This window comes from Herbaspirillum sp. B65, from assembly GCF_000333555.1.
GTDB classification, from domain to species: Bacteria; Pseudomonadota; Gammaproteobacteria; order Burkholderiales; family Burkholderiaceae_D; genus Herbaspirillum; species Herbaspirillum rubrisubalbicans.
The window spans coordinates 1-24683 of the sequence record NZ_BADI01001099.1 but is presented as its reverse complement, the minus strand read 5'-3'; the positions used below and the strand labels follow the sequence as shown (position 1 = coordinate 24683).

The following is a 24683-nucleotide window of genomic DNA, read 5'->3' as shown; positions in this document are numbered from 1 at the left end:
AATTCATGCAAAAAATTAAAATGATTCCTGTCGCTACAGCACTGGTGGCAGCGTTCGCATTCGCAGGGGCTGCGCAGGCACAAGAAGTCATCAAGATCGGTCACGTCGCTCCCCTGACCGGTCCCAATGCGCACATCGGCAAGGACAATGAAAACGGCGCCCGCATGGCCGTGGACGAACTCAATGCCAAGGGCTTCATGATCGCCGGCAAGAAGGTCACCTTCCAACTGGTGCCCCAGGACGACGCTTCCGATCCGAAGCAAGCTACCACCGTGGCCCAGACCCTGGTCGATGCCAAGGTCAAGGGTGTGGTCGGGCACATGAACTCCGGTACCACCATCCCGGCCTCCAAGATCTACTTTGACGCCGGCATCCCGCAAATCTCGCCGTCGGCAACCAACCCCAAGTACACCCAACAGGGCTTCAACACCGCCTTCCGCGTGGTGGCCAACGATGGCCAACTGGGTGGCGTGCTGGGTCGCTATGCCGTCAATGAACTCAAGGCCAAGAATATCGCCGTCATCGACGACCGTACCGCCTACGGCCAAGGTGTGGCCGAAGAATTCCGCAAGAGCGCCCTGGCTGCCGGTGCCACCATCGTGGCTACCCAGTACACCACCGACAAGGCGACCGACTTCAACGCCATCCTGACCTCGGTCAAGGCCAAGAAGCCGGACCTGGTCTTCTTCGGCGGCATGGACGCCGTGGCCGGCCCGATGCTGCGCCAGATGGACCAACTGGGTATCGTTGCCAAGTTCATGGGCGGTGACGGTATCTGCACCACCGAACTGCCGGGCCTGGCTGGCGCCGGTCTGAAGGACGATCAAGTGGTCTGTGCCGAAGCCGGTGGCGTGACCGAAGCAGGCAAGAAGCCGCTGGAAGACTTCAAGGCTGCCTACAAGAAGAAGTTCAACCAGGACGTCGTGATCTACGCACCGTACACCTACGACGCGCTGATGACCCTGGCCGACGCCATGCAAAAGGCTGGTTCGTCGGACCCGAAGGTCTATCTGCCGGTTCTGGCCAAGATCCACCACAAGGGCGTGACCGGCGAAATCGCCTTCGATCCGAAGGGCGACATCCTCAACGGCAGCCTGACCCTGTACACCTACAAGGGTGGCAAGCGTACTCTGCTGAACGTGGTGAAATAAGCACGAAGCTTCATCTCCGGTGCCATCGCGCTACCGGATGAAGTCCATTTGAAAGCCCCGGCCTGGTTGTCGGGGCTTTTTCATTCATATCGGCCCAAAACCGGGGCGACCCACCGCCGTATTGGCCGTCAATCGACTAGAAACCTCTTCATCGACGAGGCATCAGCCACCGACGCTCTCATCCATCTCCCGCGCACTGTCCAGAAATACCCGCCGCAGCCATTCGATGCCCGGATCATTGGTGCGATAGCGGTGCCACTGCATCATCTGGTGCATTTCCGCCAGGGGCAGCGGGCTTTCCTTCAACACCACCGGCAGTTGCGGCGCTAGCTGGCGCGCCAGCCGTCCATGTACGGTGGCGATGCGGTCCGTCCCCTGCAGCAGCGCCATGCAAGAAGCAAAGTTGAAACTGGTCACCTCCACCCGCCGCTCGAAGCCCAGCTTATGGGCCATCCACGCTTCCACCGAGGATGAATGGGCGCCGGGCGGCACCATCACCACATGACCGGCGGGCATGTAGCGCTCCCGCGTCAACTCGCCCTGGGGCAGCGGGCTGTCGCGCCACACTACGCACACGTGGCGCTCGCGAAAGACTTCTTCGGCAGGATGGTCGGGCGTACAGAATTCCTGCGGCAGCACCAGCAGATCGACTTCTGCGCGGTCCAGCGAACGGGTCGGGTCTTGCACCTGCGGCATCAGCGCAAAACGAATGCCTGGGCCTTCGGCATGGGCGCGTGCGATCACACGCGGGATCAGCACACTGAGACTGAAGTCCGAGACCGAGATGCGGAATTCCCGCTGCGATTGTCTCGGTACGAACGCTGGCTTGGCCGAAATCGAGCCTTCGATGCGCCTGAGCACGTCGTTGACCGCATCGCGCAGTACCTCGGCACGCGGTGTCGGTTCCATGCGGCGGCCCACCTGGACCAGCAGTTCGTCATCGAAATAATCGCGCAGGCGCGCCAGCGCATTGCTCATGGCGGACTGGCTCAGGTGGATCTTTTCGGCGGCGCGGCTGATGTTGAGTTCGGTCAGCAGCGCATCGAGGGCGACCAGCAGATTGAGGTCGAGCTTGTTGAAGCGCATGGGTCAGTCTCCGTTGTCAGGGTGCCGGCCTTCTTGTGCGGTGTCGCTGGGCGCGGTCATGTATTGATGGCGTCCATATCATGAATCAAAACAATCCATTTGATCAATATCAACCTCGACCTTAATCTTCACACAACCGCTGCACGGCCTCGCAGACAAGCATGAGAAAAGGCCGGCAGGGCAAGCCAGTGGCGCTTTATGCGCCACTTTCGGCCTGGCCACGACAACACGCCCAGACGGCGAGACAACAAGCTAGGCAGAGTAGGAGACAAGGAGACAGAAGTGAAGAGAGGATATGTACCAGCCCGTCGGCTGGCAGTTTGTGCCGTCATGACCGTGTTGAGTGCTGCTAGCATGCAGTCCGCGCTAGCCTTCGAAAGTGGCGTTTCGCCGTTCCCTGCCGGGTCCACCAGTGACTACATCGCGGCCTTGCCCCCCATTCCCGGCCTCTTCGCGGTGCAGCAGTTCAACTACAGCAGTTCGGACGGGCTCTACGACAACCATGGCAACAAGCTGCCGATCCCCTTCAAGTCCGACGCTTTCTCGTCCACCACGCGCCTGCTGGCTTCCTATGGTGTGGAGTTCCTCGGCGCCAAGGTGTATTCGCAACTGGTGCTGCCGGTAGTGTCGCTGCATACCGAAGTGTTCGGTCACGGCGAGAACCACAATGGCCTCTCCAACGTCACCGTCACGCCCCTGCTGTTGCGCTGGGACGTAGCCCCCAACACCAACGTCACATGGGGGTTCGACTTCGCGCTGAAGACCGGTTCCTACAATCCTGCCCGCACCAGCGTGGCGGCAGGTTACACCTCCTACCAGCCGGTGCTGGCCATCCGCCACAACGATCCAGAGGGCCTGGATCTGGGCATCTCCAACCGGCTGCTCTTCAACGACAAGAACAGCGATACCAACTACCGCTCCGGTTCGGCCTATGTGGCCGACTTCATCGGCGGCTGGAACTTCGGCAAGTGGAAGGTCGGCGTGACCGGCGCTTATCTGAACCAGTTCACCGACGACCGTCAGAACGGCAACAGCATCACGGGCAATCGCGCGCGCAGCTTCGCGATGGGGCCGATCGTGAGCTACAACGCCGGCACCTACAGCATCAACATGAACTACCAGCGCGGCCTGTATGCCGCCAACACGGCCAAGAGCGACGCCATCTGGATCAACTTCGCCATGCCGCTGTGGCTGGGCGGGCCGCACTGAAGAGCGCGCCCTGGCAGCACCTGAGCAACACTCATCATCAAAGGAGTTACACCATGTTCCGTTACTTCCCGACGAACTATGTCTGGAATCTTTCCGTCGATCTGGCCATCGAGATGGGCGCCCGCATCGGCGAAATCGAAGCCATGTGCGCGCCCTTGCAGGAGGCGGCCAAGCAGCCTGACGCCGAAGGCACAGCGGCCTTTCGCGCCACCTGGGCGGACATGGCAGAAAAGCTGTGCAGCCTGGCCGCCGAGGATGAAGTGCGCGGCCGGCTGCTCTCGGCCGGCGCCAAGTACAAGCGCGCGGCCAGCTATCTGCTGACCTGCGAGCGCCTGCAGGGTCATGGCGCGCCGGGTCGGCTGGAGCTGTACCGGCGCTTCCTGGAAGTGTTCCAGCGTGGCATCACCTTGGCCGGCGACAACTGCGAACGTGTCGAAATTCCTTATGAGGGCAAGGTCATCTCGGGGCTCTATACCCGTGCCCACAATGTGCAAGGTCCGGCCCCGATCCTGGTGCAGCTCAATGGCCTGGATTCGACCAAGGAAATGAAATACCTGGTCGGCCTGCCCGGCTGGCTGGCCGAGCGCGGCGTTTCCTCGCTGGTGATCGACCAGCCGGGCACCGGTGAAGCCCTGCGCCTGCAGGGCCTGACCGCGCGCTTCGATGCCGAGCACTGGGCCCGTCACGTGGTGGACTGGCTGCAACAGCGTGACGATGTCGATGCCACCCGCATCGGCTGCGAAGGCGTCTCCCTGGGTGGCTACTACTGCCCGCGGGTGGTCGCCCTGGAACCGCGCTTTGCCTGTGGCGTGGTGTGGGGCGCCAATCACGACTGGCGCGACGTGCAGAAGCGCCGCCTGGAAAAGGAGGGTGATTTCCCCGTGCCGCATTACTGGCAGCACGTGTGCTGGGTCTGGGGCGCCAAGGATATCGACGACTTCATGCGCATTGCCGAAGACGTGCACCTGGATGGCGTGGTCGAGAAGATCCGCGTGCCCTTCCTGGTCACCCATGGCGAGAAGGATAGTCAGATTCCGCTCAAGTGGGCGCATCGCACCTACGAACAACTGGTCAACAGCCCCAAGCGCGAATTGAAGATCTTCACGGATCGTGAAGGTGGCACCCAGCACGCCAGTTTCGACAACTCCATCAATGCCGGCCACGTCATCGCCGACTGGGTGGCCGAGACCCTGGGTGGGCGCACCAAGGGCTGATGCCCACGGCGCCACGAGAAAACACCGAGTCAATCATAAGGAAATCCGCATGAACATCATTGGACCCGATGCCCTGGTCTTTGGCGTGGACGATCTGCCCGCCTGCCGCCAGTTCCTGATCGACTATGGCCTCAAGGATGCCGGCGGCGATCGCTTCGAAGCACTCGATGGCACCGCCGTCGTGCTGCGTGCCAAGGACGACGCCACGCTGCCGCCGGCCATGGGTACCGCCAGCCTGTTGCGTGAAACCGTCTATGGCGTGGCCGATGTGGCCACCCTGGACGCCATCGAAACCGAACTGTGTCGCGACCGCGAGGTCAGTCGCCGCGACGGCGTGGTCCGCAGTGTCGATGACATGGGCTTTGCCCTGGCCTTCCAAGTGACCGTGCGCCGCGACCTGGCGCTGTCCTCCGAACGCGTCAACGGTCCCGGCGACCCCCAGCGCGCGCCCAACCAACTGGGTTTGCCACCTGATCTGCAAGCCTTGCCGCGCACCCTGTCGCACGTGGTGTATTTCGTGCCCGACGCGGCCAAGGCCGAGGCTTTCTATCATCGCCTGGGCTTTATCTGCACCGACCGCTTCACTGGCGTGGGCCCCTTCCTGCGTCCGGCCGGCACGCAGGATCACCACACTCTCTTCATGATCCAGACGCCGCCCTTCATGAAAGGCTGCGAACACTTCACCTTCCACATGGGTGGCCCCACCGAAGTGTTGCTGGCCGGTACCCGCTTCGTCGAGAAGGGATACCAGAGCTTCTGGGGCCCGGGTCGCCATCGTTTTGGCAGCAACTGGTTCTGGTACTTCAATTCGCCGCTGGGCTGCCATGTCGAATACGACGCCGACATGGACCTGCACGATGAACAGTGGTCCGCCCGTGAAGTCCCGATGGGGGCCGATGCCTCGCAACTGTTCCTGTTCCAGTACCGCGAGAAGTGGGCGCCGAGCGGTCCGCCGCCAGGCGCGGTGCACTGACGTCGCCAACGCAGAGGCAGCCATGTACCTGTGCCACGTGACCCAGTTGCCCGAGGACGGTGCGCGCGGTTTCGATACCGAAGGCGCAGGGCAGGCCACCATCTTCCTGCTGCGCCGGGGCGATCAGGTGCGCGCCTGGCGCGACATCTGCCCGCACCACGGCACGCCCCTGCCGTGGCGGCGCGATGCCTACCTCGACGCCAGCGGCGCGCACGTGGTCTGTGCCGCCCATGGCGCGCTGTTCGATCCGTTGACCGGCGTGTGCACGCTCGGCCCTTGCCTGGGTGACACGCTCACTCCGGTGCCACTGCGCATCGATGGCGATGGCGGCCTGCATGTAGCCGAAGGCAATTCGATCTAGTTTGTGCAAGAAAAAATTCAGTAAAAAAATTCAGGAGACTCACCATGACACTCGCAGCCCAACGCATCCTCATCATCGGCGGCGGTTTTTCCGGCACCTCGGCCGCCATCGAACTGCGCCGCCTGGGCGCCCAGGTCGACCTGGTGGAACTGGATGCCCAGTGGCGCAACTATGGCGCCGGCATCAGCCTGGGCCCGGCCACCCTGCGCGCCTTGAAGCAACTGGGCGTACTCGATGCCTTCCTGCGTGAGGGTGCGGCCGGTGATGGCGTGCAACTGTGTCTGCCGCATGGTCCCCAGGTGGCGGTGCTGCCCACACCACGCCTGGCCTCACCGGACGTGCCGGGCGGCGGCGCGATCCTGCGTCCGGTACTGGCGCGCATCCTGGCCGATGCCACGCGCGCGGCGGGCACCGAGGTGCGCCTGGGCTGCACCTTTACCGCACTGCGCGAGGTGGGCGACGAAGTCGAGGTGGACTTCACCGATGGCCAGCGCCGTCGCTATGACCTGGTGATCGGCGCCGATGGTCTCTATTCCAAGCTGCGCGCCCAGATCTTCCCCAACGCACCCAAGCCGCGTTACAGCGGCCAGGCGGTGTGGCGTGCGGTGCTGCCGCGTCCGCCCGAGATCACCACTTGCACCATGTGGATGGGGCCGCGCATCAAGCCCGGTGTCAATCCGGTCTCCAAGGATGAAATGTATCTGTTCGTCACCGAGCCGCGTCCGCTCAACGATCACGTCGATCCGGCCAGCTTCGTCGAGCGTCTGCGTGGCCTGCTGGCGGACTTCAGCGCACCGGTCTTGAAGACTATCCGCGATCAGCTCGACGACAACGCCCGCATCATCTTCCGCCCACTGGAAGGGCTGCTGCTGCCGCGTCCGTGGTATCAGGGCCGGGTGGTATTGATCGGCGACGCGGTCCATGCCACCACCCCGCACCTGGCCTCGGGCGCCTGCATCGGCATTGAGGATGCCCTGGTGCTGGCCGACGAACTGGCGCGCAACGACTCCGTGCCGCTGGCCTTGTCGGCCTTCGAGGAACGCCGCTGGGAACGTTGCCGCATGGTGGTGGAGAACTCGGCGCGGCTGGGCGAGATCGAGGTCGAAGGCGGCGACAAGGATGAACATTCCCGCATCATGCGCGAGTCGCACGCCGCGCTGGTCAAGCCGATCTGACTGCAGAAAACAATATAAAAAATAAACCATCCACGGCTTTCGATCTGCGCGCTACAAGGAGACAAGGAGACAAGATGAACACGAGCTATTCCAAGCGCGCCCTGGCTGCGCTGATGCTGGCGCACTGTGCCGGCATGATCGATATGGTGGCGCTACCGGTATGGATAGGCGCGCTGGTGGCCCAATATCGCTTCAATCCCCAGCAGGCCGGATTGCTGGTGTCGCTGTTCCTGGGCGGGGCGGTGCTGGCCAGCGCCATCGTGGCGCCGCGCTTCGATCCGCGCACCTCACGCCTGCGAGCGACGCTGGGCTTCAGTCTCTCGGCGATCCTGTTCATGCTGGCAGCGCAGACCGATAGCCTGCTGCTGCTGGCCTTGCTTCATGCCGCCTGTGGCATCACCACCGGGCTGTCGCTCAGTGTCACGCACGGCACCATCGCCCGTGGCGTCAATCCGCATCGTGGCTTCGCGCTGGTGGGCATGGCACTGGGCGTGTTCGCCATTGTGTTTCTGGGCGGCTCCCCGGTCATCATCGCCAGTCACGGTGGTGCGGCGCTGTTCTATATCTTCGGCGGCGTCATGGCCGTCGGCGCAGTGGCTTGCGCGCTGGCCTTTCCCCTTGCCGAGACCGAGGGCATCCTGCCTCGCAGCGGTCCACGTGCGCCCATGCCGCGCGTGGTGTGGTTGGGCATCGCCGGCATTGCCTGCATGGGGTTGGTGCAATCGATGATCTTCAGTTTTCTGGAACGTGTGGGCATGGATCGCGGCTTCGGTCACGCAGCCTTGACCGGTGTGCTCATCGCACTGGGTTTCGTCAATCTGCTGCCGGCACCGCTGGCAGCACTGCTGGAAAAGCGCCTGCCGGCCCGCAGCGTGCTGATGTTCGGGCCCCTGGTGCAGGCCATGCTGGCCGCCCTGATGATGTCCTCGACGCGCTTTGCACCCTATGCCGTGGCAGCCTCGGTGTTTGCCGCAGTGATGATCTTCACCCACACCTTCGCCTTCGGCTTGATGGCCCGGCTCGATCGCAGTGGCCGCGCCCTGGCCGCCACGCCCGCCATGCTGATGACGGGTGCTGCCATCGGCCCAATTCTTGGCGGCACGCTGGTGCAGGGCTGGGGTTATGCCTGTCTGGGTTCGGTGGCCATCGCCCTGGGGCTGACGGCATCGTTCTGTTTCTCGCGGCTGCCGCGCGGCGCCGCTGTTCAATCCCAGGAGGCCTTGGCATGACCGCACCCTTGCAGCCACGTCGCCGTCATCGTTTCGTCGACTTGTCCATCTACCTTGAAAACGATGTGCTCTCGGACCCGCCGCCGCTGGCGCCGAAGATCACCTACCAGAAGCACGCCGACACCCTGCCCGAATTCATGGCCATGCTGCCCGGCACCCAGCCCGAGGATTATCCTGATGGCGAAGCGGCTGCCGCCGAGTGGGTCACCCTGACCACGCACAATGGCACGCATCTGGATGCGCCCTGGCATTTCCATTCCACCCAGGACGCCAAGAACGGCGGTGCACGTCCCTCCATCACCATCGATGAAGTGCCGCTGGAATGGTGCTTCCAGGCTGGCGTGAAGCTGGACTTCCGGCACTTTCCCGATGGCTATGTCGCCACGGCAGCCGATGTGGAAGCCGAACTCCAACGCATCGGCCACATCCTGCAGCCGCTCGATATCGTAGTGGTCAACACCCGTGCCGGCTCGCGCTATGGTCACCGCGACTATCTCGGCGCCGGTTGCGGCATGGGTTACGAAGCCACCATGTACTTGCTCCAACGTGGCGTGCGCCTGACCGGTACCGATGCCTGGAGCTGGGATGCGCCGTTCTCCTACACCGCCCAGCGCGTGGCCGAGACCGGCAACAAAGCCCTGATCTGGGAAGGCCACAAGGCCGGCCGTGACATCGGCTACTGCCACCTGGAAAAACTGCACAACCTGGAAGCCTTGCCTGCACACGGCTTCACCATCAGCTGCTTCCCGCACAAGATCCGCGGTGCCAGCGCCGGCTGGACCCGTGCCGTGGCGATCTTCGAGGAAGACTGACGCAGCTTGCACTGCCCCCGATTCAAGCGATTCAAGCGATTCAAGAGATTCAAAAGGAGCCCATGATGTCCTTCCCCCCCATTCACCGCGTGGTCACCGGCCATGACGCCCAAGGCCACTCCATCGTCAGCAGCGACGGCCCGCTGCCTACCGTGGTCGATATCGCCGCCATTCCCGGTACGCTATTCCATGAAGTCTGGAGCACCAGCGCCACCCCTGCGCCCGTGGACAATGGCCTCGATCCCACGCTGGGTGCCATGGTGCTCTCGCCGCCCGAGTTGGGCACGCGTATGCGCTTCGTCGATATTCCACCCGACACCGAAGAGTTCCTGGCCAGCGCCCGCAGCAAGATGCACGATGCCTTCAGCCAGATCGGCGAAGCCGAAGCCTCCACCATGCAGGCCGATTCACCGCACCCGCTGATGCACCGTACCGAATCGGTGGATTACGGCATCGTCATCGAAGGCGAGATGACGCTGGTACTGGACCGCGGCGAAGTGGCGCTCAAGTCGGGCAGCGTGGTGATCCAGCGCGGCACCAACCATGCCTGGGCCAATCGCTCGGGCAAGCCGTGTCGTATGCTCTTCATCCTGATCGATGGTCAATACGATGCCGCCATTGCCGCGCAACTGGCCAAGGGAGTCGCCGCATGAAACTGGCCACCTACCATGACGGCAGCCCCGATGGCAGCCTGGTGCTGGTCTCCCGTGACCAGCGCAGCGCCTTGCCGGTGCCGCAGATCGCCGCCACCCTGATCGATGCCATGGCACGCTGGGACCAGGTCCAGGGCGCGCTGGCCGAGCGTTACGAGGCGCTCAATGCCGGCCGGGCCGATGGCAGTATCGGCTTCGATGCACAACGCTGCATGGCGCCGCTGCCGCGCGCGCCGCAATGGCTGGATGCGTCGGCTTTCCTCAATCATGGCCGGCTGATGGAACAGGCCTTCAATACGCCCCCGATCCCGCATTTCGATACCGTGCCGGTGATGTACCAAGGCGCCAGTGATGACTTCCTCGGTCCCTATCAGGACGTGCCGCTGTGTTCAGAACAAGAGGGCATCGATTTCGAGGGCGAGTTCGGCGTAGTGGTCGGCCCGGTGGCCATGGGCGCCACCCCGGAGCAGGCCTTGCAAGCGGTGCGCCTGGTGGTACAGATCAATGACTGGAGTCTGCGTGCGCTGGGCCCGCACGAGATGAAGACCGGCTTCGGTTTCCTGCAAGCCAAGCCTTCGACGGCCTTTGCTCCCATCGCGGTTACGCCCGATGAACTGGGTGAAGCCTGGCGTGCAGGACGGGTCGCGCTGCGCCTGCACGTGCAGTGGAATGGCGAGCGCTTTGGCGAGCCGCATGGTGGCGAAATGAATTTTTCGTTCGGCCAGTTGGTGGCGCACGCCGCCCACAGCCGACGCCTGACCGCCGGCTGCATCATTGGCTCGGGCACGGTCTCCAATGTGGCGCGCAACGCCGGCTCGGCCTGCATCGCCGAGCGCCGCGTGATCGAACAGATCGACCAGGGCGAGATCCGCACCGGCTTCATGCATTTTGGCGATGAGGTGCGCATGGAAGCCCGCTACGACGATGGCCGCGCCGGTCCCTTCGGCGTATTGCAGCAACGCGTGGTGCAGTACGTATGAAGGTACTGGTCACTGGAGCCGCCGGTTTCATCGGCGCTACGTTGCTGCAAGTGCTGCAGCAGGCGGGGCGCTTAGGCAGCCATCCCATCACACAATTGGTGGCGCTGGATCAGCAGTTGCCAGCCACGATGGAGGGCGTGCTGCGCATCGAAGGTGCATTGCAGGATGCTCAGGTACAGGCCCGCATTGCGCAATTCGGTGCCGATGTCTGCTTCCATCTGGCGGCTGTCCCCGGTGGTGCGGCCGAGGCCGATCCGGCACTGAGCCGTCGCGTCAATCTGGATGCCACCCTGGATCTGTTCGAACTGCTGGCCGCGCAAACTGCCAGCGGTGGCGCGCGTCGAGCGCCCGTGGTGGTGTATGCCAGCACCATCGCCGTCTATGGTTCGCCCTTGCCGGACCCGGTCACGCCGAGCACGCCGACCCGGCCGGCACTGATCTATGGTGCCCACAAGCGCGCCTGCGAAATCCTGCTGGCCGACTACACCCGTCGCGGCCTGCTCGATGGGCGCTCGCTGCGCCTGCCGGGCATCGTTGCGCGCCCGCGTGCACCCTCCGGTCTGGTATCGGCCTTCATGAGCGACTTGCTGCACGCGCTGGCAGCCGGTGAGTCCTTGAGCCTGCCGGTCGGTCCGCAAGCCACGGCCTGGTGGATGTCGGCCCGGCGTTGCGCCGAGAACCTGTTACATGCCGCCACCATGGATACTTCGCTGGATAGGGAAGGTGAGGCCGAGCGTGTCTGGCCGCTGCCGGTATTGCGGCTGTCCATCGGTCAACTGGTCCAGACCCTGTCGGCCATGTATCGCATCGATGGTCAGGCACTGGTGCAATATGTGCCGCAGGAACGGGTGGAGGCGGTGTTCGGGCGATATCCCGTGCTGGATGACAGTGCGGCGCGACGCCTGGGATTGCAGGATGATGGCACGGCCGAGCAACTGGTGCGACGCGCGCTGGCGCCCTATGCGCATCAGGCCGCCAGCCCGAATTGCGCCAAGGTATAAGGTTGCTGCTGCAGCACATCACGCCATTCCATCGCCTTGCTGAACAGCCATCCCTGGGCATGGATGCCGGGCGCAATGGCGCGAATGAGCTGCAATTGCTCTTCGGTCTCGATGCCTTCGATGACCACCTGCAGGTCCAGCTCGGTGGCCAGGCGCAGCAGGTTGGGAACCACCGAACGCAGCGGTGAGCCGGTACTCAGTGCAGCGGTGAAGAGCCGGTCGATCTTGATGCCATCGAACTGCGCATACGACAGATGCGACAGGTTGGCGCTGCCGGTGCCGAAGTCATCGATCCAGATGGCAAAGCCGCCCTGGCGCAACTGCTCGATGTTGCGGGTGAAGGTGGTCGAACGGATGTCGGCGCGTTCGGTCACCTCCAGATGCAGTTGCGCGCGTAGCGCTGGGGTAGAGGCGGTGATCTCCAGCGCGAACTGGATGAAGTCCGCATCTTCGATATCGGCCACTTCGGTATTGATCGCCAGGATCAATGCCGGATTGGCCTGCAGCAACGCGCGCATCTCGCGCAGCGCGCGTGCCAGCACCACCTTGGCCAGGGCAGTGCTCAGGCGATTCTGTGCCGCCAGCGGGACGAAGACGTCGGGGCCGATCTCTGGCTGGTCGAGCGGGCGCCAGCGTGCCAGTGCTTCGTAACCCTTCAGGCTCAGATCCCGTACGCAGACGATGGGCTGGTACAACAGCACGATTTCATCATTGGCGATACCTTCCTTGAGTTTTTCCAGCACTCCCTGATTGCGGCGCAGGCGCAGGTACAGCAGGCAGGCCAGCGCTCCGATGAGCAGGCTGCTGGCCAGTAGCGCCAGGAAGGCCAACGGATGGGCCAGCGCATACCAGTGCAGATGGGCCGAGGCCTGCGCACACAGGTTCATGTCGCGGCTGCACTCTTCGATATCGATACTGGGCAGCAGGTCGATGGTGCCAGCCGGATCGTAGCGCACGCCGTCGCGTTGGGCATAGGTATGCGTGCCGCTGCCATTGGTGATGCGCAGCGCGACATCCTGGTAGTAACGATTGAGATCGAAGGTGGACGGTGAAATCAGGGCCAGACTGCGATTGAGGGCCACCAGGTTGCTCAGGTAATGGGTCTGCAGCACTTGCTGCTGGCTCCAGACGCTATAGCCACCCTTGGCCTCGTAGTGCGGCAGTGGCAGGCGGATGGCTTTTTCCAGCTTGCCCCAGAGCGCGGTACAGCGCACCAGGCCCTGGTCGATACGCCCGAGATCGGCCACGTAGTTGTTGGCGTAGGCGATGTTGCGCAGCATGGCCAGGTCGCCATCGGAACAAGCTTCGAAGGGGCTGGCTTCGGCCCGCTGCAATGCGCTCATGGTGGCATGACCGGCATCTTCGGCGCGCTGTAGTGCCTGGATCGAAGAGGCATCGATATGACGAATCTCCGAGAGGGTCAGGGTGAGCTGGGACAGGATGACGCCGCCGACCATGGTGGTACAGGCCCAGAGAAGGATTTTCCAGGAGGAAGCGCGCCGGAAGACTTTGCGATTCATTGCTCGAAAAGAAATTATTTCGCGCCAGCTTAATTTAAAACCCGGCTTCCTTATTTGGTTTTTTTCCTTGCTTGTTGTTTTGGGTCGGATTTTCTCGGGATTTCCCAGTAGCTGGTAGAAGCCGGCTTGGTTTTTCGGCGTAAAGCTTCACGTCATAGGGCATCAATATCGCGCAAAGGCAGAAGCGATGCACATTGCTTCACCTGTTGCACCACACCAGCCTACTTTTCCCGACGCAGCGCAAACACCGCCCCGGCCAGCACGATGAAGCCGCCGATGATGGCCTTCTGCCAGGTGCTGGGCACACCCGAGCAGGACCAACTGGACCTGTTCTCGGACTTCCCTATCGAGGTGGTGGCAGGCTGAGGCCTGCACCGGTCGTGATCAACTGCGCTCAACTGCGCGTGGCAATGGTCGGATAGTCGCCGAATTTTTCCGGCCAGGGGGTGAGGATCTCGTAGCCCTTGGCGGTCACCACCACCATGTGTTCCCATTGCGCCGACAGCGAGCCATCGGCGGTGAGCACGGTCCAGCCATCGTCGAGCTGGCGGGTGTGGCGCTTGCCAGCGTTCAACATCGGTTCGATGGTGAAGATCATCCCTTCCTTGAGCGGCAGGCCGGCATTGCGCTGGCCATAGTGCAGCACCTGCGGTTCGTCGTGATAGACGGTGCCGATGCCATGCCCGCAATATTCGCGGACTACCGAAAATCCATCGCGCTGCGCCACCGTCTGGATCGCATGGCCCACGTCGCCCAGGGTCGCGCCGGGGCGCACGGCGCGAATCCCGGCGCACATGGCTTCATAGGTGGTGTTGACCAGCTTGCGCGCGGTGGCATTGGGTGAGCCCACCAGGTACATGCGGCTGCAATCGCCGTACCAGCCATCCTTGATGACGGCCACATCGATGTTGATGATGTCGCCGTCCTTGAGCACCTGGGGACCGGGAATGCCGTGGCAGATCACTTCATTGACGGAACTGCAGATGGTCTTGGGAAAACCGTGATAGCCGATGTTGGCCGGTGTAGCCTTCTGGACGTTGACGATATGGTCGTGGCAGATGCGGTCCAGTTCATCGGTGGTGACGCCAGCCTTGACGTGCTCGGCCACGATGTGCAGCACCTCGGCTGCCAGTTGACCGGCCACGCGGGCCTGGGCGATTTCTGCGGCGCTGCGCAGCTTTACTTTTCTCATGCTTGTCTGATCTCGGTGTGCCGCGCAGGGCGCGGCGGTCGTTCGGCCGACTATTTTATCCGGGGCGGCGCTTGCCTGTCGCTTTCTACTCGGTTCTCCGTATTTTTTTAGGTTGGCGCAGACTTTTTCTTCTATGAGGCCAGCTAGCAATTTGTCGTTAAAATTCTCAGCCGTGCTTTACTCATCCATTCTCATCCATTTCATCGACCCATCGAGCGGCGCAGGTCGCTCCACAGAACCTCCATCGGATTCATGAAGATGAACTCATTTCTGCTCCGCAGTGTTGCCATTGTCGTGCCGGCATTGATTGTCCTGATGCAGGCTTCGCCTGTACAGGCAAGCTCCCCGCTTGAAGGCTCATTTCTGCTCGGCGAACGTGTCGTGGCCATCGAGAAGATCGGCCTTGATGATCTTCGCTGGTATCTGACCCCGGATTGGAGGAAATTCGACACCTACGTCAAGGAGAGCACCATCATGTTCACCAATAACAAGGTGAGCGTGCATTGGTACCAGCAAATAACGCCCCCCTTTCCTACCCACTGGCCACCGCAGGAGGTGCGCAGCGTCACCTATTATGGCTACGCGGAATACGCCGAGTCCAACCACCATGGCCCGGCTTATGGTCGATCCGCCCCTTGGGTGAAAATCGTCCTGACGGAAGGGCAACCCGCCGTCAAGAATGTGCTGGTTTCATCACTGGGGCAGGCTGTTCATGGACAAGGCAGTATGCCGATTAGTCATGAGATGGCGGCGCGGCTTGTCCAGATTCGCGAGGATGGCAAGAAAGGCTTGCCTGCATTCATAGGCTGGAAACGGATACCGGATGACGCGGTGCAGGTACAGGTGATCAAGGATTACTACTGTCAATGGATGATAGAAAACAGGACAGGAATGCTTGTCAGGGAGGCGCATCAGGCGTTTTTTGATTGGTTGTCGTGTCCTGCGCAAAACCCGATCATTCCGGTACTGGGTTATTGATGGGTGATGCTAAACACGTAGCCTTCCAGATTTGTTCCACAAGCACGTGGACAGGTAGCTTGCTTTCGAACTGTCGGCATCCTAGCCCCCGCAGCGTCGCGAAGCGTTGACGTATCTTTCGTTCTTCTTGTGGCCCGTTATCGGCCAGCCAAGGCCGGGACAACTGGCGCTTGACGACGATCTCTACACATTCTTCCAATTCAAACGATGGCAATAGAAGAGCGGTAAGAGGGTCATGCTCGATTGTGCGAAAAAGATCCGGATAGGTAGGGAGCAGGTTCTGGTCGTAGGTCATGAAGCCAGAGGACAGCACGAATACGGCGCAATGCAGAAGCGATGACTTGAGTGTCGCATACAGTTCGACGTTGCATCTGGCATAACGTTGGTAACCATGATGCTGTATGAACAAGGAGATATCGCCTTGTTGCGCCATGAAGCGCTCATCCAGATCGATGAACTGCCAACCTAGTTTATCGGCCAGCATCGCGCCGACGGTTGTCTTGCCAGCCCCACCTGGACCGATAAGATGTAAAAGGCGATGCATAAGAGGACGAGTTCTTTCTGGGACGGAATCGTCCAAGACACTGATGTGATGGTGAAAGTGCGCAATCAGATAATGCTGCAATCAAGTTCCGCGAGTGGCCGACCATTGTACGGCAAACACACTCCCTAGTACGATCACCAGGCCAACCAGGGCTGAGCCGGAGATCGACTGGGACAGGATCCCCCACCCTAACAAAACCGCCGTCAATGGACTCAACAAGCCCAGCGAAGCCACGGCCACCGTGGGCAAGCGGGTGATTCCGCGGAACCAGAGGGCGTAAGCCAGCAGGGCACCGGCCAGGCTCAGGTAGGCATAGGCCGCGTATTGCGTCATGCCCAGCGCTGGCAGCGGCGGGTCGGCCAGCCAAGCGACCGGTGCCAGCATCAGGCCACCGATCAGCAATTGCCAGCCGGTGAGCGCCAGCACCGGCAGCTTCAATTGCCAGCGGCGCGTCAGCCACACGCCGCTGGCCATGCAGGCTGCACCTGCCAAGGCGGCGGCTATTCCGACCGGCTCGAAGTGCGTCTGCGGCGATAGCAGCAGGATGGCCATTCCCGCTACTCCCGCCACAGCAGACCAGAGTGTGATCTGCGCCGGCGCGCGACCGTCCACCACCCAGGCCAGGATCATGACCAGCAATGGCTGGATGGCGCCCAGTACCGCTGCCAAGCCTCCCGGCAGGCGATAGGCCGCCACGAACAGCAAGGCCTGGAAAATACCGATATTCAATGCTCCCAGTACCAACAGGCGCCACCAGTGGCGTCGTGCCGGCAGCTCACGCGTGATGAGCAGCAAAAGCAAGCCCGCCGGCAAGGAGCGTAGCAAGGCCGCCGTGAAGGGGCGGTCTGGCGGCAGCAATTGTGACGTCACGATATAGGTCGAGCCCCAGATGGCAGGGGCCAGCGCGGTCAGTACGACATCGCTCCAGTGGCGCAATGGATGGGTGGTAGGCATGACTTTATCTTCATTTCAAGATAATATGAGTCTAATGAGTCAACTATCTTGAAGTCAAGACAAATGAAGAAGACAAGCGCACAACGGCCGCGCGACGCGGTGGATGTGATCCTGGAACAATGGCGACGTGAACGTCCTGACCTGGATGCCAGTCCGATGGGGCCGATCGGTCGTCTCAAGCGTTGTGCGGTGTTGCTGGAGCAGGCTCTGGAGGCGGGATTCACCCAATTCGGCCTGACGCTCTGGGAGTTCGACATGCTGGCGGCGTTGCGGCGCTCGGGCAGTCCGTATCGTCTGACGCCGACCGAACTGTTCTCGACCCTCATGGTCACCTCCGGCACCATGACCCACCGGCTCAAGCGCCTGGAAGCCCAGGGCTGGATCGAACGCGTCGCCAATGAAGAAGACGCGCGCAGTATGCTGGTGCAACTCACGCGCAAAGGGCTGGCGCTGATCAATCGCGCCGTGCAGGCGCATGTCGAGAATGAGCGCCAGCTGCTGTCGGCGTTGTCGGCCGATGCCGTAGCGGGCCTGGATGCCCATCTGTCTACGCTATTGCTGGCGCTGGAGAAGCCAGTGGGCCAGGACGGTGTCGGGATGCAAGATTAAGTGGCACGTCCTGTAGAGCGCCGCCCAGTATCGGCGCCGTGTGTGGCTGCGCTTGCGTCATTCACTTGCGCGTGTTGAGCAGCGCCTGTTCTGCGCAGTCAACGATGGTCGGGAGCTGGCTTTCTTCAACCGACATGGTTTGCGCCAGGGTGGCACAGCGCACTCGGACCTGTTCTTTTTCCAGCAGGCCGATGAGCGCCTTTATCATCTTCGCTGTCGTGAGACTCTTGGCTGGTGAAATTTCGCCCACACCCAGGCGCTGCACCCGATAGCCATTGTCGAACTGATCGTAGGCAAACGGCACCACCAGTTGTGGCACGCCCGCGCGCAAGGCCGCTGCGGTAGTACCGATGCCACCATGATGGACGATGGCGGCCACCTCCGGCAGCAAGGCGTCGAAGCTCACGTATTGCTGCCACAGCACGCCCTGCGGCAAGACCGCCGGTAGTTGTGCGCGATGCCGGGTCACCAGCAGCGCACGTCGTCCCAATTCCTGCGCGGCTTGTATGGCGGTGTCAAAGAACCGCGCCGCATGTTGATGGCCTGAGCCCGGCGTAAAGACGATGGGCTCAGGCCCGTTATCGAGAAACTGCCGCAGCTCGGCTGTCCATTCCGATGTCGAGGACGCTGAAGGAGGTGGAAATTGTCCACACAGGAAAGGCTGCGGCCAGTCCGACTGGACTGCGCCGAACCACGCCGGAAACAGGCCCAGCGAAGCATCGGGCGCCTGCAAGACATGCGCAAAGAAGTGCGCCACTGGCGGCAATCCAAGTCGGGTCCGTGTGGCATTGAGCGCGGGCAGGCTGGGTGGATCGATCTGCCAGCGATGCGCCAGCGACCACAAGCTCTTGCGCCAAGGCAGAGGCAGCCACGGCGGGATACGCAGCGATCCCATGGCCAGCAGGTCATGGCTGCTGCAGAGATTGGAGGGCGCCAGATACGTGGCGACGATGCGCAGTCCCGGCCGCACGGCGCGCGCCAGGTCGGCAGCCGGGACCAGCAAGGGGTGGCTCAAGACCACGCAATCCTCATGGGCAGGCAGTTGCGCGATCAACTGATGCAGGCATTCGATATGCGGCTTGGCCGCCTGGCACATGACCTGCCAGCCCTTGCGCTCGTCCCACAGGTCTGGATTGTCGAGCACGGCCTGGAATTCTTTCCACGCTGCCCAGACCGTGACAGGACAGGCCAGCAGACTCGAACAGGGCCGCATGAAAACGCGGCACCACCATCAGCACCCGATGCCCGCGTGCCTGCAGTCCCAGTCCCAGCGTGAGGAAGGGCAGCATGTCGCCGGTCGTGCCGGTGGTGGCCAGGATCAGCAGGGGAGCGTTGCGGGAGAGCGCTTGCATAGGTGGTTAGAGGCGAAGTGACGATTTCTTCAGCAATGGTGCGCCACTGTAGCCGATTTCCGTTGGCCCGGTTGCGCTCAGATGAAGCGTCGTACCGCGCGCGGCCCGAACAAGGCCACCATCATCATCACCAGCGACACGCCCATAAAGCTCACCCGCAGGCCCAGATGCTCGGCCACGCCGCCGATGCATACCGGCCCCAGCAGCATACCGACATAGGCGAAGCGCGCCACGGCAGCAATGCTTTGCGCGGCGGACATGCCCGGCACGCGGGCCGCCGCCAGGAAGAAGATCGGCATCAGGTTGGCGATGCCCAGCCCGGCCAGCAGCAGGCCGGCCATGGTCGCCAGCGGTGACGGCCAGGCCGCGGCCAGCGCGATGCCTGCGGCGCCGGCCACACCGCTCCAGGCCAGCGTGCGCAGACCGCCGATGCGCTCGCGGATGCGGTCGCCGGTCAGGCGCCCGAGCGCCATGCCGGTGGAAAACGCGGCGTAGCTGTAGCTGACCCAGGCCACAGGGGACTGGGCGATGTCACGCATGTACACTGCCGCCCAGTCATACATGCCGCCCTCGCACATGAGCGCCAGGAAGGCGATCACGCCCAGCACCAGCACCATGCGGCGGGCGGATTGATCGCCCTCGGGCGTGGCCGACGTGTCATCGTGCGCATCGTCGGGCAGTGCGAAGGGACCGATGGACAGCGCCACGGCCAGCGTCATCGCCGCCACCAACGCCGCGTGCGCCAGCGGCGACAGGCCGGGCACGGCGCCCAGGGCCGAGCCGGCAATGCCGCCGATGCTGAACATGGCGTGCAGGGTGGACATGATGGGCCGCGTGCGGCGCCCCTCCACCAGCGCCGCCTGGACCGACATGGCCACGTCGAAGGCCGCCATGGCGCTGCCGAACACCAGCAACAGCGCCACCAGCATCCAGAACTGCGGTGCCAGCGGGATCAGCAGCAGGGTAGCGGCATAGAGGATGCCGACTTGGCGCAGGGCGCGCGCGCTGCCCACGCGGGCGATCCATTTGCCGGACTGGCCCATGGTCAGCAAGGCGCCGCCGGCCACGGCCAGCATGGCCAGCGACAGCACCGCGTCCGACAGGTCGAAGCGTTCCTTCACCGAGGGAATGAGCACGCCCCAGGTAGCGAAGGTGGCACCGTTGACGAAGAACTGCGCCATGGTGGCGCGGGTGGCGTTGCGGATGCGGTGTGGTTCGGAAGCGGGTACGGATGAGCTGCCTGATTGCATGGGGAATCTGCCGAAAAAATCAAAGACCGTCACTGTGCCAGTTTTTGATTCATTCGTTAAATGGAATATGCAGATGGAATATGCAGATCAGCTTGACCGATTCTGGCGATGGATCAGCGCTATTCTCTTAAGCCTAGTGCCTTTAGCCAAGCGTCGACCTGTCCGAATGCATCCTGTTGCCATTGATCGGAACTGCGTTCTCCAAGCACGTTTGTCTGTTCGACGAAGCGGCGCACGCAGGTTGGGCCGAAACCGTCCACGCTGTCGAATTTGCTCGCAATGAAGTCGTAACCCACGGCCGCACTGGAGTGGTGGAGCAGGGCGCGACATTGTTGGGCAAGGGCATCGGGGCCGCCGGGATAGTTCCGGATGCAATAGTAGATGTCGTAGGCATCTTTCTGTTTGTAGCGTCCTTCGATGGCATGTCCTTTCATGGCCAGCAATGCCGGGATCGAGCACACCGCGATTTCGACGCGGTTGGTGCCGCCGGCGGGCATCGGGCCGCTAATGGCCACCCATTGATAGAAGCGCAGGGCCAGGTCGGCCCCATCGGCTTTTTGGACGGCGAAGTCACTGATGAGCGGGGGGACGTTCTTGACGATCTCGGCGTCGCGCGGCATGAGGAAATCGACAACGATGTCAATCGGTCCGCCTCCATCGTCGGTAGGCACTTGCCGCAAAAGCTGGAATCGGCGCAGCTCCCGGCGCTGGTGATAGCCGTGTTCTTGCAGGGCTTCCACCAGGGTGGCGTATTGGCCGTCGCCTAACGCCTCGGCATCCAGGCTCAGATCGACATCGACCGTGCCCACGTGCGGCATATCGTCGTTACCTAGTAGCAGCCAAGGAACAGCACCGCCGACGATGGCAAATTTGCCTTTGAAGCTCCCGAGGATCTGGCCGATTTCCACGAGGACTTTCTTTACCGCCGTACTGGTGCGGTCATCGTAATGAGCGGCAGTTTGTGGCTCACCATGCGTCATGTTTTCCATGTCAGCAATTTCCTTCGCAGATGGTCTGCGGCCTCCCGTCCGCGCTCGCCTGCTTGGTACAGGTCAAGATAGGTTTGAATGGTACTCGTACAGATCGCGCCGGGCGCGGGTTCTTGTGCATCTCGCAAGAGATCGGGGTCGTCGAGCACGGTCACGATGACATTTTCGCCCTTAGCTGCCGCGGAGAGCTTCAGGGCTGACCGCAATCGTTCCAGTCCATCCTCAATGGCATGGAAATACTGAGTCCCGGTCCTTCCGTAAGGTGCTAGCCAGTGTGCCGCCGAGAACGATGAAAACGCGGCTACGGGAAACTCTTGCCCGTTACGCATGGCATGTCGCGCAGCTTGTTCGAAGGCGCTTCCATGCAGGGAGCTGTAGAAGCCCAAGCGCCTGCCTGGCGGCGACTCGTAGGTCTCGCTCCATTCGTCCAGCAGCGCGTCGGGTTCGGACAGGAACAGGCCTTGCTCAGCCACCTGTGCCCATTCGCGCTCCAGTAAGGCGTTACGCACGTTGCTGACGTGCCCCAGACTGACTGCCGCGGCTTGTGCCAATTCCGTGACACGCCATGGACGCTGCGGCTCGCGCAGCATCACGCGCAACACCTGCGCCGATTTCGGTTTGAACAAGGAGCGCAGCGCCCGGCGGTCGGCAACGGGTTTGCTGGCCACCTGCCGTTCAATGAAGATGCCATCGAAGACGAGACGGGCATTGCCTTCCAGGTCCAGAAAGCCGGCCTCATGTTCACGGCACAGCGCCTGGGCGTCAGGGGAAAGGTAAGGGGCAATCAAGACGGGCGTGGCATCTTGTGCGTGATGGGCCATGTAATGACGCAGTTCCAGCAAGGCGATGCGAACATGACGCGGTTGCCCGGAGGTCTTTGCTTCGCAGACCAGTGCATGGCGTCTGCCAGATACCTTGAGTCGGGCCGTGAAATCGATGCCCGAATCAGCTGCGGAGGTTTTATGCTCAATGTCCAGTAACTTGAGCGCAGGCACTTGCTGCAACAGCAAACGGAGGGCTTGCGCTGCCTGGTTCTCAAACAATTTCAGTGAATGGCGCTGTTTCGGCATTTGTTGAAAATAGCATCTTTAGTGAAATTATTCAAGGCAACTATTTCACTAAAATGACATGTTTTAACATTCAATGAAAATACGCTTATAGTGAAATACTGATTTGCAGCCTTGGCAATCTCCTCGGGGAATTCACTTGCCCGCAAAAAAGCCCGGCCAGCTTGCGCCGGACCGGGCTGAGGGACTACCGAGGAGACGGGGTTGGCTTACTTCATTACCACTCGGCAAAGCTGCCGTCCTTGTGGCGCCAGATCGGGTTGCGCCAGCGGTGGCCGACTTCGGCGCGCTGACGCACATATTCTTCATTGATCTCGATGCCCAGGCCCGGGCCTTGCGGGATCTTGACGTAGCCGTCTTCATAGGCGAACACGTTCTTGTCGCGAATGTAGTCCAGCAGGTCATTGCTTTCGTTGTAGTGGATGCCCAGGCTTTGTTCCTGGATGAAGGCGTTGTAGCTGCCGGCGTCCACCTGCAGGCAGGAGGCCAGGGCGATCGGGCCCAGCGGGCAGTGCAGCGCCAGCGCCACGTCGTAGGCTTCGGCCATCATGGCGATCTTGCGGGTTTCGGTGATGCCGCCAGCGTGCGAGACGTCGGGCTGGATGATGTCCACGTAACCTTCCGACAGAATGCGCTTGAAGTCCCAGCGCGAATACAGGCGCTCGCCCAGGGCGATCGGGGTCGAGGTCAGGTGGGCGATTTCCTTCAGGGCTTCCGAGTTTTCCGACAGCACGGGCTCTTCGATGAACATCAGCTTGTACGGCTCCAGCTCCTTGATCAGCACCTTGGCCATGGGCTTGTGCACGCGGCCATGGAAGTCCACACCGATGCCCACGTTGGGGCCGACGGCTTCGCGCACGGCTTGCACGTTGGCCAGGGTCAGTTCGATCTTGTCGTGGCTGTCGATGAATTGCAGTTCTTCGGTGCCGTTCATCTTCACGGCGGTGAAACCACGCGCCACCGCGTTCTTGGCAGCCGCAGCGGTATCGGCCGGGCGGTCGCCGCCGATCCAGGAATAGACACGGATGGAATCGCGCACCGCGCCACCGAGCAACTGGTGTACCGGCACATCCAGCGCCTTGCCCTTGATATCCCACAGCGCCTGGTCGATGCCGGCCAGAGCGCTCATGTGGATGGCACCGCCACGGTAGAAGCCGCCGCGATAGAGCACGGTCCAGTGGTCCTCGATGTTGCGCGGGTCCTTGCCGATCAGGTAGTCGGCCAGTTCGTCCACGGCGGCCGCCACGCTATGGGCACGACCTTCGACAATGGGCTCGCCCCAGCCGACGATGCCTTCGTCGGTCTCGATCTTGAGGAAGCACCAGCGCGGGGGCACGATGAAGGTAGAGATCTTGGTGATTTTCATTGTTCTGTCCGGTTATGCGTTGATACGTTTATGCGGTTAATCGCGTTTGATCTGTTGTGCAGATGGATGATCGTGATTTGATCTGTTGAAACGATGAATCTCGGTGGCGAAAAATCAGCCCAGCGCCTTCCACGCGGCCACGAAGGCTTGCGCACGCTGGCGTACGGCATCGGCAGACAGGCCCGGCGTATAAAGGGCCGAACCCAGGCCGAAACCGGATGCGCCGGCCGCACGGAATGCCGCCATGCCCTCCGGGGTGATGCCACCCACCGGCAAGAGCGCGATGTCGCGGGCGATGACAGCACGCCAGGCCTTGACCACCTGCGGGCCGAGCTGTTCAGCCGGGAACATCTTCAGTACGTCGGCACCGTTGTCCAGTGCCGCAAAGGCTTCGGTCACGGTGGCCACGCCCGGCGCGCTGTAGAGGCCGGCGTCGCGTGCGGCACGGATCACGGCACCATCGCTATGGGGCATGACGATCAGTTCGCCACCGGCATCCTTGACCTCTTGCACCAGGGCCGGCTTCAAGACCGTGCCGGCGCCGACGATGCAGTCGGCCGGCAGGCTCTTGCGCAAGATGCTGATGCTGGCCAGCGGTTCGGGAGAATTGAGCGGCACTTCGATGATGCGAAAGCCGCTTTCATACAAGGCGGCGCCGATGGCTTGGGCTTCGTCGTTGCGCACGCCGCGCAGGATGGCGATCATGCCGGTAGTGCGCAGGGCGTCGTGGAATCGTTGGGTATGGGTTGTCATGTTTTCTTCCGTCATGCGTTCGATGTGCTGCACTTTAGTCGACCAGGCCGGCATAGCGCGCCAGCACCCAGAGACCGACTTCGGTGGCCTCGCTGGCCTGGCTGACCGGGCCCAGGCCGAACAGGTCCAGCGCCAGCTGGTAGCGGCGGCACAGGCCGGGGTCGCCGATGAGTACGATGGCCGGCGCGCTCGCCGGCGTCAGGTTCTTCAGGGCGGCGATCTCGTGGCCGATCAACAGGCCCGAGAGATGTCAGGTGCGCTCGCC

General features: G+C 62.3%; 24 protein-coding genes and 2 pseudogenes. 13 read left to right on the top strand and 13 right to left on the bottom strand.

The features are described from left to right. Nucleotides 1-5: 5 nt before the first annotated feature. Nucleotides 6-1151: a branched-chain amino acid ABC transporter substrate-binding protein gene (locus tag I5W_RS26080; protein WP_044531442.1), complete on the top strand. Its 1146-nt coding sequence runs from the start codon at nucleotides 6-8 to the stop codon at nucleotides 1149-1151. A 162-nt stretch (nucleotides 1152-1313) separates the two neighbouring features. Here the strand turns inward: I5W_RS26080 and I5W_RS26075 are convergent, their stop codons facing one another. Beyond that, nucleotides 1314-2237: a LysR family transcriptional regulator gene (locus tag I5W_RS26075; protein ID WP_044531441.1), complete on the bottom strand. Its 924-nt coding sequence runs from the start codon at nucleotides 2235-2237 to the stop codon at nucleotides 1314-1316. 354 nt (nucleotides 2238-2591) lie between these two features. Between I5W_RS26075 and I5W_RS26070 the strand changes: the two genes are divergently transcribed. The 10 genes from I5W_RS26070 (at nucleotide 2592) to I5W_RS26025 (ending at nucleotide 11844) form a co-directional block, all read left to right on the top strand. After that, nucleotides 2592-3446, top strand: a complete 855-nt coding sequence (locus tag I5W_RS26070; RefSeq protein WP_044531440.1) for a SphA family protein — start codon at nucleotides 2592-2594, stop codon at nucleotides 3444-3446. A gap of 53 nt (nucleotides 3447-3499) precedes the next feature. Next, the gene (locus I5W_RS26065) at nucleotides 3500-4660 is read left to right on the top strand and encodes an alpha/beta hydrolase family protein (protein ID WP_044531439.1); all 1161 of its coding nucleotides are present in this window, start codon (nucleotides 3500-3502) and stop codon (nucleotides 4658-4660) included. 49 nt (nucleotides 4661-4709) lie between these two features. Further along, nucleotides 4710-5633 carry a VOC family protein gene (locus I5W_RS26060; protein WP_044531438.1) on the top strand — a complete coding sequence of 308 codons (924 nt, stop codon included), beginning with the start codon at nucleotides 4710-4712 and terminating at the stop codon, nucleotides 5631-5633. Nucleotides 5634-5655: 22 nt separating this feature from the next. Continuing rightward, complete coding sequence (locus I5W_RS26055) at nucleotides 5656-5994, top strand: Rieske (2Fe-2S) protein (protein ID WP_044531437.1); 339 nt, start codon at nucleotides 5656-5658, stop codon at nucleotides 5992-5994. A gap of 44 nt (nucleotides 5995-6038) precedes the next feature. Further along, nucleotides 6039-7169 carry an FAD-dependent oxidoreductase gene (locus I5W_RS26050; protein WP_044531436.1) on the top strand — a complete coding sequence of 377 codons (1131 nt, stop codon included), beginning with the start codon at nucleotides 6039-6041 and terminating at the stop codon, nucleotides 7167-7169. Nucleotides 7170-7243: 74 nt separating this feature from the next. Then, a complete protein-coding gene (locus tag I5W_RS26045) occupies nucleotides 7244-8398 on the top strand; it encodes an MFS transporter (RefSeq protein WP_044531435.1) in 1155 nt (384 codons plus the stop codon). Beyond that, a complete protein-coding gene (locus tag I5W_RS26040) occupies nucleotides 8395-9210 on the top strand; it encodes a cyclase family protein (protein ID WP_044531434.1) in 816 nt (271 codons plus the stop codon). The genes I5W_RS26045 and I5W_RS26040 overlap by 4 nt, the downstream gene beginning before the upstream one ends. A 65-nt stretch (nucleotides 9211-9275) precedes the next feature. Beyond that, complete coding sequence (locus I5W_RS26035; RefSeq protein WP_044531433.1) at nucleotides 9276-9863, top strand: cupin domain-containing protein; 588 nt, start codon at nucleotides 9276-9278, stop codon at nucleotides 9861-9863. Next, nucleotides 9860-10843: a fumarylacetoacetate hydrolase family protein gene (locus I5W_RS26030; protein ID WP_044531432.1), complete on the top strand. Its 984-nt coding sequence runs from the start codon at nucleotides 9860-9862 to the stop codon at nucleotides 10841-10843. The genes I5W_RS26035 and I5W_RS26030 overlap by 4 nt, the downstream gene beginning before the upstream one ends. Continuing rightward, nucleotides 10840-11844: an NAD-dependent epimerase/dehydratase family protein gene (locus I5W_RS26025; RefSeq protein ID WP_044531431.1), complete on the top strand. Its 1005-nt coding sequence runs from the start codon at nucleotides 10840-10842 to the stop codon at nucleotides 11842-11844. Before I5W_RS26030 ends, I5W_RS26025 begins: the two co-directional genes overlap by 4 nt. Here I5W_RS26025 and I5W_RS26020 read toward each other — a convergent pair. Continuing rightward, complete coding sequence (locus I5W_RS26020; protein WP_237741822.1) at nucleotides 11811-13364, bottom strand: EAL domain-containing protein; 1554 nt, start codon at nucleotides 13362-13364, stop codon at nucleotides 11811-11813. The genes I5W_RS26025 and I5W_RS26020 overlap by 34 nt on opposite strands. A gap of 394 nt (nucleotides 13365-13758) precedes the next feature. Then, a complete protein-coding gene (map, locus tag I5W_RS26015; protein ID WP_017451278.1) occupies nucleotides 13759-14556 on the bottom strand; it encodes a type I methionyl aminopeptidase in 798 nt (265 codons plus the stop codon). 258 nt (nucleotides 14557-14814) lie between these two features. Between map and I5W_RS26010 the strand changes: the two genes are divergently transcribed. Beyond that, nucleotides 14815-15534 carry a hypothetical protein gene (locus I5W_RS26010; protein ID WP_252717235.1) on the top strand — a complete coding sequence of 240 codons (720 nt, stop codon included), beginning with the start codon at nucleotides 14815-14817 and terminating at the stop codon, nucleotides 15532-15534. Here the strand turns inward: I5W_RS26010 and I5W_RS26005 are convergent. Next, nucleotides 15512-16159 (bottom strand): shikimate kinase, encoded by a 648-nt coding sequence (locus I5W_RS26005; protein ID WP_050010722.1) that lies wholly within the window; start codon nucleotides 16157-16159, stop codon nucleotides 15512-15514. The genes I5W_RS26010 and I5W_RS26005 overlap by 23 nt on opposite strands. Beyond that, the gene (locus I5W_RS26000; RefSeq protein WP_044531429.1) at nucleotides 16160-17032 is read right to left on the bottom strand and encodes an EamA family transporter; all 873 of its coding nucleotides are present in this window, start codon (nucleotides 17030-17032) and stop codon (nucleotides 16160-16162) included. It lies immediately after the preceding gene. Nucleotides 17033-17095: 63 nt separating this feature from the next. Here I5W_RS26000 and I5W_RS25995 point away from each other — a divergent pair, with 63 nt between their 5' ends. Further along, nucleotides 17096-17641, top strand: coding sequence for a MarR family winged helix-turn-helix transcriptional regulator (locus tag I5W_RS25995; RefSeq protein ID WP_044531428.1), 546 nt, complete (start codon nucleotides 17096-17098; stop codon nucleotides 17639-17641). Between the two features lie 61 nt (nucleotides 17642-17702). Here I5W_RS25995 and I5W_RS25990 read toward each other — a convergent pair whose 3' ends face one another. From I5W_RS25990 to I5W_RS25960, 8 genes and pseudogenes are all read right to left on the bottom strand, one after another. Then, nucleotides 17703-18854, bottom strand: a complete 1152-nt coding sequence (locus I5W_RS25990; protein WP_252717234.1) for a glycosyltransferase — start codon at nucleotides 18852-18854, stop codon at nucleotides 17703-17705. Nucleotides 18855-18861: 7 nt separating this feature from the next. After that, nucleotides 18862-18930 (bottom strand): annotated as a pseudogene (locus I5W_RS33755) (hypothetical protein); the annotation flags it as partial. Nucleotides 18931-19070: 140 nt separating this feature from the next. After that, a complete protein-coding gene (locus tag I5W_RS25985; RefSeq protein ID WP_044531427.1) occupies nucleotides 19071-20243 on the bottom strand; it encodes an MFS transporter in 1173 nt (390 codons plus the stop codon). A gap of 119 nt (nucleotides 20244-20362) precedes the next feature. Next, nucleotides 20363-21232, bottom strand: coding sequence for a nucleotidyl transferase AbiEii/AbiGii toxin family protein (locus I5W_RS25980; protein ID WP_017451272.1), 870 nt, complete (start codon nucleotides 21230-21232; stop codon nucleotides 20363-20365). Next, a complete protein-coding gene (locus tag I5W_RS25975) occupies nucleotides 21220-22302 on the bottom strand; it encodes a hypothetical protein (RefSeq protein WP_017451271.1) in 1083 nt (360 codons plus the stop codon). The genes I5W_RS25980 and I5W_RS25975 overlap by 13 nt, the downstream gene beginning before the upstream one ends. Before the next feature lie 214 nt (nucleotides 22303-22516). Then, complete coding sequence (gene dgoD, locus I5W_RS25970; protein WP_044531426.1) at nucleotides 22517-23665, bottom strand: galactonate dehydratase; 1149 nt, start codon at nucleotides 23663-23665, stop codon at nucleotides 22517-22519. Between the two features lie 114 nt (nucleotides 23666-23779). Continuing rightward, complete coding sequence (locus I5W_RS25965) at nucleotides 23780-24418, bottom strand: 2-dehydro-3-deoxy-6-phosphogalactonate aldolase (protein ID WP_199901810.1); 639 nt, start codon at nucleotides 24416-24418, stop codon at nucleotides 23780-23782. 34 nt (nucleotides 24419-24452) lie between these two features. Further along, a pseudogene (locus I5W_RS25960) lies at nucleotides 24453-24668 on the bottom strand (2-dehydro-3-deoxygalactonokinase); the annotation flags it as partial. Between the last annotated feature and the right edge of the window lie 15 nt (nucleotides 24669-24683).

What these genes read in the sequence shown, in the direction of transcription:
- I5W_RS26080 (WP_044531442.1), top strand. Translation starts at nt 6, where the DNA reads ATGCAAAAAATTAAAATGATTCCTGTCGCTACAGCACTGGTGGCAGCG.
- I5W_RS26075 (WP_044531441.1), bottom strand. Translation starts at nt 2,237, where the DNA reads ATGCGCTTCAACAAGCTCGACCTCAATCTGCTGGTCGCCCTCGATGCG.
- I5W_RS26070 (WP_044531440.1), top strand. Translation starts at nt 2,592, where the DNA reads ATGCAGTCCGCGCTAGCCTTCGAAAGTGGCGTTTCGCCGTTCCCTGCC.
- I5W_RS26065 (WP_044531439.1), top strand. Translation starts at nt 3,500, where the DNA reads ATGTTCCGTTACTTCCCGACGAACTATGTCTGGAATCTTTCCGTCGAT.
- I5W_RS26060 (WP_044531438.1), top strand. Translation starts at nt 4,710, where the DNA reads ATGAACATCATTGGACCCGATGCCCTGGTCTTTGGCGTGGACGATCTG.
- I5W_RS26055 (WP_044531437.1), top strand. Translation starts at nt 5,656, where the DNA reads ATGTACCTGTGCCACGTGACCCAGTTGCCCGAGGACGGTGCGCGCGGT.
- I5W_RS26050 (WP_044531436.1), top strand. Translation starts at nt 6,039, where the DNA reads ATGACACTCGCAGCCCAACGCATCCTCATCATCGGCGGCGGTTTTTCC.
- I5W_RS26045 (WP_044531435.1), top strand. Translation starts at nt 7,244, where the DNA reads ATGAACACGAGCTATTCCAAGCGCGCCCTGGCTGCGCTGATGCTGGCG.
- I5W_RS26040 (WP_044531434.1), top strand. Translation starts at nt 8,395, where the DNA reads ATGACCGCACCCTTGCAGCCACGTCGCCGTCATCGTTTCGTCGACTTG.
- I5W_RS26035 (WP_044531433.1), top strand. Translation starts at nt 9,276, where the DNA reads ATGTCCTTCCCCCCCATTCACCGCGTGGTCACCGGCCATGACGCCCAA.
- I5W_RS26030 (WP_044531432.1), top strand. Translation starts at nt 9,860, where the DNA reads ATGAAACTGGCCACCTACCATGACGGCAGCCCCGATGGCAGCCTGGTG.
- I5W_RS26025 (WP_044531431.1), top strand. Translation starts at nt 10,840, where the DNA reads ATGAAGGTACTGGTCACTGGAGCCGCCGGTTTCATCGGCGCTACGTTG.
- I5W_RS26020 (WP_237741822.1), bottom strand. Translation starts at nt 13,364, where the DNA reads ATGAATCGCAAAGTCTTCCGGCGCGCTTCCTCCTGGAAAATCCTTCTC.
- map (WP_017451278.1), bottom strand. Translation starts at nt 14,556, where the DNA reads ATGAGAAAAGTAAAGCTGCGCAGCGCCGCAGAAATCGCCCAGGCCCGC.
- I5W_RS26010 (WP_252717235.1), top strand. Translation starts at nt 14,815, where the DNA reads ATGAACTCATTTCTGCTCCGCAGTGTTGCCATTGTCGTGCCGGCATTG.
- I5W_RS26000 (WP_044531429.1), bottom strand. Translation starts at nt 17,032, where the DNA reads ATGCCTACCACCCATCCATTGCGCCACTGGAGCGATGTCGTACTGACC.
- I5W_RS25995 (WP_044531428.1), top strand. Translation starts at nt 17,096, where the DNA reads ATGAAGAAGACAAGCGCACAACGGCCGCGCGACGCGGTGGATGTGATC.
- I5W_RS25990 (WP_252717234.1), bottom strand. Translation starts at nt 18,854, where the DNA reads ATGCGGCCCTGTTCGAGTCTGCTGGCCTGTCCTGTCACGGTCTGGGCA.
- I5W_RS25985 (WP_044531427.1), bottom strand. Translation starts at nt 20,243, where the DNA reads ATGCAATCAGGCAGCTCATCCGTACCCGCTTCCGAACCACACCGCATC.
- I5W_RS25980 (WP_017451272.1), bottom strand. Translation starts at nt 21,232, where the DNA reads ATGGAAAACATGACGCATGGTGAGCCACAAACTGCCGCTCATTACGAT.
- I5W_RS25975 (WP_017451271.1), bottom strand. Translation starts at nt 22,302, where the DNA reads ATGCCGAAACAGCGCCATTCACTGAAATTGTTTGAGAACCAGGCAGCG.
- dgoD (WP_044531426.1), bottom strand. Translation starts at nt 23,665, where the DNA reads ATGAAAATCACCAAGATCTCTACCTTCATCGTGCCCCCGCGCTGGTGC.
- I5W_RS25965 (WP_199901810.1), bottom strand. Translation starts at nt 24,418, where the DNA reads ATGACAACCCATACCCAACGATTCCACGACGCCCTGCGCACTACCGGC.